5 protein-coding genes and 1 pseudogene are annotated in these 6,522 nt (G+C 72.8%); 4 read left to right on the top strand and 2 right to left on the bottom strand.

The features are described from left to right. From AWZ10_RS37960 to AWZ10_RS37970, 3 genes are all read left to right on the top strand, one after another. A partial coding sequence (locus tag AWZ10_RS37960; RefSeq protein ID WP_060893290.1) for an HtaA domain-containing protein occupies positions 1-914 on the top strand: 914 nt, incomplete at its 5' end. Positions 915-1,116: 202 nt separating this feature from the next. Further along, a complete protein-coding gene (locus AWZ10_RS37965; RefSeq protein ID WP_060893291.1) occupies positions 1,117-1,656 on the top strand; it encodes a hypothetical protein in 540 nt (179 codons plus the stop codon). A gap of 191 nt (positions 1,657-1,847) precedes the next feature. Beyond that, the gene (locus tag AWZ10_RS37970) at positions 1,848-4,496 is read left to right on the top strand and encodes an immunoglobulin domain-containing protein (RefSeq protein ID WP_060893292.1); all 2,649 of its coding nucleotides are present in this window, start codon (positions 1,848-1,850) and stop codon (positions 4,494-4,496) included. A gap of 75 nt (positions 4,497-4,571) precedes the next feature. On the opposite strand, the gene AWZ10_RS37975 is transcribed toward AWZ10_RS37970, so the two are convergent. Further along, the gene (locus tag AWZ10_RS37975) at positions 4,572-5,258 is read right to left on the bottom strand and encodes an HAD family hydrolase (protein ID WP_060893294.1); all 687 of its coding nucleotides are present in this window, start codon (positions 5,256-5,258) and stop codon (positions 4,572-4,574) included. Positions 5,259-5,278: 20 nt separating this feature from the next. Next, the gene (locus AWZ10_RS37980) at positions 5,279-5,767 is read right to left on the bottom strand and encodes an Lrp/AsnC family transcriptional regulator (protein WP_060893293.1); all 489 of its coding nucleotides are present in this window, start codon (positions 5,765-5,767) and stop codon (positions 5,279-5,281) included. A gap of 258 nt (positions 5,768-6,025) precedes the next feature. On the opposite strand from AWZ10_RS37980, the pseudogene AWZ10_RS37985 reads away from it, so the two are divergent. Further along, positions 6,026-6,522, top strand: a pseudogene (locus AWZ10_RS37985) (FUSC family protein); the annotation flags it as partial.

Here is a 6,522-nt window from a genome sequence, read left to right on the forward strand (position 1 = left end):
ACATGGCCATCGCGGCCGGGGCCCCGCGCGCGGTGTCCGGCGGGTTCGCGAGCTGGGGCCCGACGCTCGGGGCGTCCACCGGCACCGACGTGACGGTGACGGCCCAGGCGCCCGCCGTGCGCGGCTCCGGAGGCCGGACCTGGTTCCCGGTCGACGGCGGCAGCGCGACCCCGAAGGCCGGGGACGCCGACGTCGGCTTCAACGGATCCATCCGTCTGGACGGCACCGGCACCGGCACCTTGACACTCGGTGAGCTGCGCCTGCGGCTCGACGGCGGCACCGGCGCGCTCGACGTGCGGGCCGAACGGGCGGGGGAGAGCGGCCACCTGACGCTGGCCGAGGTCGGCACGGGTGCCGCCGCGCCGACCGTGCGCGGCGGCGGCGCGACCTGGTCGGGCCTGCGGGTGTCGCTGACCGCCGAGGGCGCCGAACTGCTCGCCGAGTGGAGCGGCCGGTCGTACGCGGCGGGGGACGAACTCGCCCCGCTCGACGTGACCGTGGGCACGGGAGCCTCCGGCGCCGAACAGCAGCCGGAGGATGCGGCGACCGACGAATCCGACGGTTCCTCCCCCTCGCCCACCCCGGACGTGAGCGACACCACGACCGGCTCCGAGGGGGCGCAGCCCCCGGCGGAGACGGTCCCCTCCGCGGCCGTGCAGCTCGCGAGCCTGGCCGCGGGCGCCGGACAACGGGTCACCGGCGAAGGGTTCGAGCCGGGTGAGGTCGTGCTGGTCGCGATCGACGACGACACCCGCTACCAGGCCGTGGCCGACGACTCGGGCGAGGTCGCCCGTGACTTCCCGGTCTACGACACGGCGGCCGAGGGTGCGCACACGGTCCGGCTGTACTCCGTGACCGGAGGCCGCGAGGCCGCCGCGCAGTTCACCGTGCTCGACGGCGAGGCGTCTTCCTGAGCGTCGCGAACCGCTCAACACCGGTGAAGTGAAGGTCTGTTGCGACCTCCTTTGCTTTCTGTTGACAAAGAGATCATGGGCGAGGTTAGGTAAGGCTTACCTAAGTGGCAATGGGACCGGCCGGCCCGTTCCCACTGGGGCAGGCGCGGGTCGCAGGGCCCGCGCCTGCCCCGCCCACCGCTACGAGAAAGGTGCTCTCCTGATGAGAGTCGTTCCTTCCGCCCGTACCGCCGCCCGTGCCGGTCTCGCCGTCGCCGCCTCCGCCGCCCTGACCCTGGGCCTCGCCACCTCGGCCTCCGCCGCCACCTCGACCCGTACGATCGTCGACGGCAGCAGTACCTACAACCTGTCCCTGACCGCGCCGAACACGGCCGCCGCGTCGGGCCAGGTCATCACCGTCACCGGCTCCGGCTACAACACGGCCCAGGGCGTCTATGTCGGCCTGTGCGCAGTCAACGGCGCCCAGGGCGCCAACAAGCCCACCCCCTGCCTCGGCGGCCAGGACGAGTCCGGGTCCACCGGTGCCTCGCACTGGATCAACAACACGTTCGGCGGCCTGTTCGCCAACAGTTCCAAGTTCGGCACCGGCGGCACCTTCAGGGTCAACATCTTCGTCAAGGCCACCCTCGACGACGGCAGTGTCTGCGGCGAGGACGTCACCTGTGCGGTCGTGACCCGCGCCGACCACTTCGACACCAACGACCGGAAGTACGACGTCCACACCCCCGTCACCTTCCAGTAGTCACTCCGACGGCCGGGCCCTCATCACGGGCCCGGCCCCGGGACCGGTCCGGCGGCTTCGCCCGAGCGGGAGGGGCCCCGTGGGCCCGCTCCTCGGCGTCCCCAGGCGCTTGTCCCTTCCCTGCGACCTGATCCGCCGGACAGGCCCAGGCGTCCCCCGGGTGCGGGGCGCACCCGACGAATGAGGAACCCATGACAGACGACACGACGGACCGGCGGCGGCCGGGCGGCGCGGCCCGACCGCGGCTGAGACGCCCCGCGGCGCTCCTCGGAGCCGCCGCCCTGGTGGCCGCCGCGGTCACGGCCGTCACGGTGAGCACCGTCGCCCAGGCCGCCGACACCCCCAGGACCGGCCTCGGCTCGAACGGCCAGAAACTGACCGTCTCGGCCTCCGCGAACCTGGATCCCGACGACGAGACGCTGAGGGTCACCGGCTCCGGCTACGACACGTCCAAGGCCATCTACGTCGCCCTGTGCAAGGACAACGGCGATGGCAGGATCCCCTCCCCCTGCATCGGCGGCGCCGACGAGAGCGGCACCGGCAGCTCCTCGCACTGGATCGTCCCCAAGGGCGACCAGTACGAGGGCGACCTCGCCCTCGCCTGGGGCGAGGGCGGCACCTTCGACGTCGAGATCGGCATCAAGGCCAAGGACAACGGCGTCGACTGCACCCAGGTCGTCTGTTCCGTCGTCACCCGCGTCGACCACCGCAACTCCGGCGACCGCTCCCAGGACGTCCGTGTCCCCGTCACCTTCGAGGGCCAGGACACCGGCGGCGGGGACGACGGCGGCGAGGGCGAGGACGTGCCCGCCGGCACGTACAGCTACGTCGAGTCCGCCGCGTTCACGGCGGCCGGCAAGGTCAACGACCTCCTGCTGCACCCGGAGTCCGGGAAGCTGTACGCGGGTTCGGACAACTTCGCCGCCTCCGGAGCCGTCGACGAGCGCGGCCTGCACGTCCTCGACCCGGCGGACGGCAAGAGCCTCGGCCACATCGCCCAGGCCCCGGGCACCACCGGCACGCTCGCTCCCCGGGCCGTCGTACAGATCGCCGCCCCGCTCGCCGGTGACGGCGCTGTCGTCCAGTTCGCGCTGCGCGGCATCGGCACCGCCAAGGCCGGCGACGCGGCCGTGGCCGGCAAGTGGATCGCGGGCGCCTCCATCACCGGGATCGGCCCCGGCGGCAAGGACACCATGGTCCTGGTCGCCCAGGGCGCCCAGCTCGCCGAGGTGGACGTCGCCACCGCCGTCCCGCTGGAGAACCGCACCCTCACCCTGGAGGGCGGCTCCGTGCTCGGCGTCGACCAGGCGCACCGGGCCGCCTGGTCCGCAGGGTCCACCGGCGGCACCCTGCGCCGCGTCGACACCGGCTCCTTCACCGTCACCGCCACTGCTGAACTCCCTTCCGCCAACGTCCAGTTCGTCGAGGCGGACCCGGCCACCGGCAACGCCTGGGTCGGCAGCGGCAACACCGTGCGCGTCCACGACAAGGACGCCAAGCTCCTGAAGACGATCGAGGGGCCGGACGACGCCGCCGACATCGCCTTCGACACCGCCACCGGCCGGGCCTTCGTCGTCTGGCAGGACAACGGCGACTCCGGCAACGGCGGCGACGGCACCAGTCACCTCGGTGTGTACGACACCGCCACCTACGCGCAGGCCGTCGCGTCCACCAAGCTGGCGGACAACGACTCCCAGAACGGCTCGGCCTCCCTCGCGGTCGCCCCGGGCGGCACCACCGTCTACGTCGGCAGCCCCTCCGAGGGCGAGATCACCAGGCTCGACCGGCACATGTCGCCCAAGGTCACCCAGTCCCCGACCGACCGGACCGTGGCACCGGGCGACGAGGTGTCGTTCGTCGCGGCGGCCGAGGGCACCCCCGAGCCCGAGGTGGCGTGGGAGGTCAGCGCCGACGGCGCCCAGACCTGGTCCGTGGTCAAGGGCGCGACGACGAACACGTACGCCTTCAAGGCACGGGCGGCGCACGACGGATACGAGTACCGCGCGGTGTTCAAGAACTCCGCCGGCACCACCCGCACCTCGCCCTTCACCCTCACCGTCACCGAGGCCGACGACAGCACGGGCGGCGGCGGCGACGGGGACGGGGACGGCGAGGACACCGAGCCGTCCGGCACGAAGACCGTCACCGGTTCCGACGGCCAGAGACTCACCGTCACCCCCGTCAACAACCTCGCCACCGAGAAGCAGACCCTGAAGGTCACCGGCTCCGGCTACGACGAGGAGAAGGGCGTCTACGTCGCCCTCTGCGTCGACAACGGCGCCGGTGAACTGCCCACCCCGTGCATCGGCGGCGTCGACATGACCGGCGGGTCGCACTCCTCCGCGTGGATCTCCTCCAACCCGCCGGACTACGGCGAGGAGTTGGCGATCCCGTACGAGGACGGCGGCACGTTCGAGGTCGAGCTGACCGTTGACGCCAAGGACGAGTACACCGACTGCTTCAAGGCCACGTGCGTCCTCGCCACCCGCGCCGACCACACCCTGTCCGGCGACCGCTCGCAGGACGTCAGGGTCCCGGTCGCCTTCGTCGGCCAGGACCCGGTGGACACCGACGACGGCGGCGACGGTGACAGCGGCGGTGACACCGGCGGCGGCACGTCCACCGGCGGCACCAGCGGCGGTTCCGTGTCCGGCGGAGGCAGCGGCAGCACCTCCGGCGGCAGCGGTACGGGTGGCACCACGACCACCGGAGGCGGCGGCAGCCTCGCCACCACCGGCCTGACCGTCCTCGGCGTGGCCGCCTCGGCCGCGGCGCTCACCGTGACGGGCTGGATCCTGCACCGACGGGCGCGGGGGACGGGGCGCGGCACGGCCGCCTGATCCACCCGGACGAGAACCCGAACAGAACAAAAGCCCGGTCCGCCGACCATGTCGGCCGACCGGGCTGCGGGCGTCTCACCCCGACGCCATGATCCAGTCGTACGCCTCCCGCGCCGCGAACTCCCGCTGCCCGCCCCGCACGAGCAGCCCCGCCGTCGCGAACGCCGGGGCGTCCGCCTGGTCGGCGACATAGGGAACCGCGACGCACCGCATCCCGGCCGCGTGGGCGGCGGCCGCGCCCGGCGCCGCGTCCTCCAGGACGACACAGCCGGCCGGGGCGACGCCCAGGCGGCGGGCGGCCTCCAGGAAGACATCGGGCGCCGGCTTGCCTCGGTCGACCTCATCCGCCGACACCACGGTCCGCAGAAACGCGTCGAGCCCCGTGCCACCGAGGACCACCTCGATCGCCTCGCGCGACGACCCCGAAGCCACGGCCATGGGCACCCCCTCGGCCGCGAGCAGCTCCACGAACCTCCGCATCTCGGGGAAGACCGGGGTGGCAGCACGGGCCCGTTCCAGATAGCGACGGTTCAACTCGTCGACGAGCCCGGCGCGCGGCGCCTCGATCGCATACCTCTTCTGCCAGAGGCCCAGCGTCTCCCAGGTGCTGATGCCGACGTACCGCGTGTTGTCCTGCCAGGTGTAACCCGGTGCTCCATGGGCGGCGAGCAACTCCCGTGAGGCCTCGAAGTAGTTCGGCTCGCTGTCCACGAGTGTTCCGTCGAGATCGAAGATGACCGCGGTGCTGCCGAGCGTGCTCATGGACTCCAGCATGTCAGCGGTCAGCTCCTGGCGCGTCTGCCCGCTCCCGAGCCGATCGACTCCACCAAGGGCGACAGCCGGTAGGGCACCCGCTCCCGCAGCGCCACCTCCGTACGCGTGCGCACCACGCCCGGCAGGCTGATCAGCGCCTGGATGACGTCCTCCAGGTGCGCGTTGTCCCGGGCCACGACCCGTGTCAGGAGATCGCCGCCGCCCGTGATCGAGAACGCCTCGATGATCTCCGGTACGGCCGCCAGCGCGTCCCCCACGTCGTCGAGGTGCCCCTGGGTCACCTCGATGTGCACGAAGGCGAGCACCGGGTGACCGAGCGCGGCGGGGGAGAGCGACGGGCTGGTGCCGGTGATCACACCGTCGCGTTCCAGCCGGTCGAGGCGGGCCTGGAGGGTGCCCCGGGCGACGCCGAGGATGCGGGCGTACTCCCGCGCGCTGGTGCGCGGCTGGTCCAGCAGCAGCCGCAGGATGCGGGTGTCGAGCTCGTCCACGGCCATGGTCCGTTGGCCTCCCTCCGGCATGCGGTGATCGGGGGAAACTGTACCAATGGCCCAGTGATCCGGACGCCGGTTGAGCCATCGGAACTCTGATGCTTTCCTGATGACCATCGATGGCGCCGCGCAGCGCAGGACGGCAATGAGGCCGGTCCGTGCCCGCGGCGCCATTTCCGTGCCGTGAGGGCATGGTCGATCTCGAAGGGGCCCGCACGGGCCGAAGCTGAACGGGAGAGGGGCGGGCGGCCGGCGGTGAAGAGGATGTTCATGGCTCCGGACCCGGGGCTGCTGCGGTTGCGGGTCTCCCTGCGGGCGGTGCTCGCCATCGGCCTCGCGGTGGCCGCGTCCGAGCTGGCCGGGCTGTCGCTGACCGCGTCGATCACGGGCGGGCTCGCGGCGCTCCTCGCACTGTTCACGGTCGCCGATCCGACGGTGCGCGGCCAGGCGGTCACCACCGCGCTGCTGCCCGCCGCGGGCTTCCCGGTCCTGGCCCTCGCGACGGTGCTGCACGACGTGCCCGCGCTGCGCGACGCGGTCTGGCTCGTCGTGATCTTCTGCGGCGTGCACGCCCGCCGCTGGGGCCCGCGCGGCCACGCGCTCGGCATCTTCGCCTTCATGACCTTCTTCGTCACCCAGTTCCTGCACGCCGTCCCCGGCCAACTGCCCGAGCTGTACACGGCGATGACCCTGGCGCTGGCCGCCTCCTCGGCGGTGCGCTTCGGCGTCTGGTGCATCGAGCGGCGCCGCCCGCCGGCCGC

This window comes from Streptomyces europaeiscabiei (genome assembly GCF_001550375.1).
GTDB classification, from domain to species: Bacteria; Actinomycetota; Actinomycetes; order Streptomycetales; family Streptomycetaceae; genus Streptomyces; species Streptomyces europaeiscabiei.

Excerpts from the sequence above, each read along its gene's own strand:
- AWZ10_RS37975 (WP_060893294.1), bottom strand. The coding sequence starts at position 5,258 with ATGAGCACGCTCGGCAGCACCGCGGTCATCTTCGATCTCGACGGAACA.
- AWZ10_RS37980 (WP_060893293.1), bottom strand. The coding sequence starts at position 5,767 with ATGGCCGTGGACGAGCTCGACACCCGCATCCTGCGGCTGCTGCTGGAC.
- AWZ10_RS37965 (WP_060893291.1), top strand. The coding sequence starts at position 1,117 with ATGAGAGTCGTTCCTTCCGCCCGTACCGCCGCCCGTGCCGGTCTCGCC.
- AWZ10_RS37970 (WP_060893292.1), top strand. The coding sequence starts at position 1,848 with ATGACAGACGACACGACGGACCGGCGGCGGCCGGGCGGCGCGGCCCGA.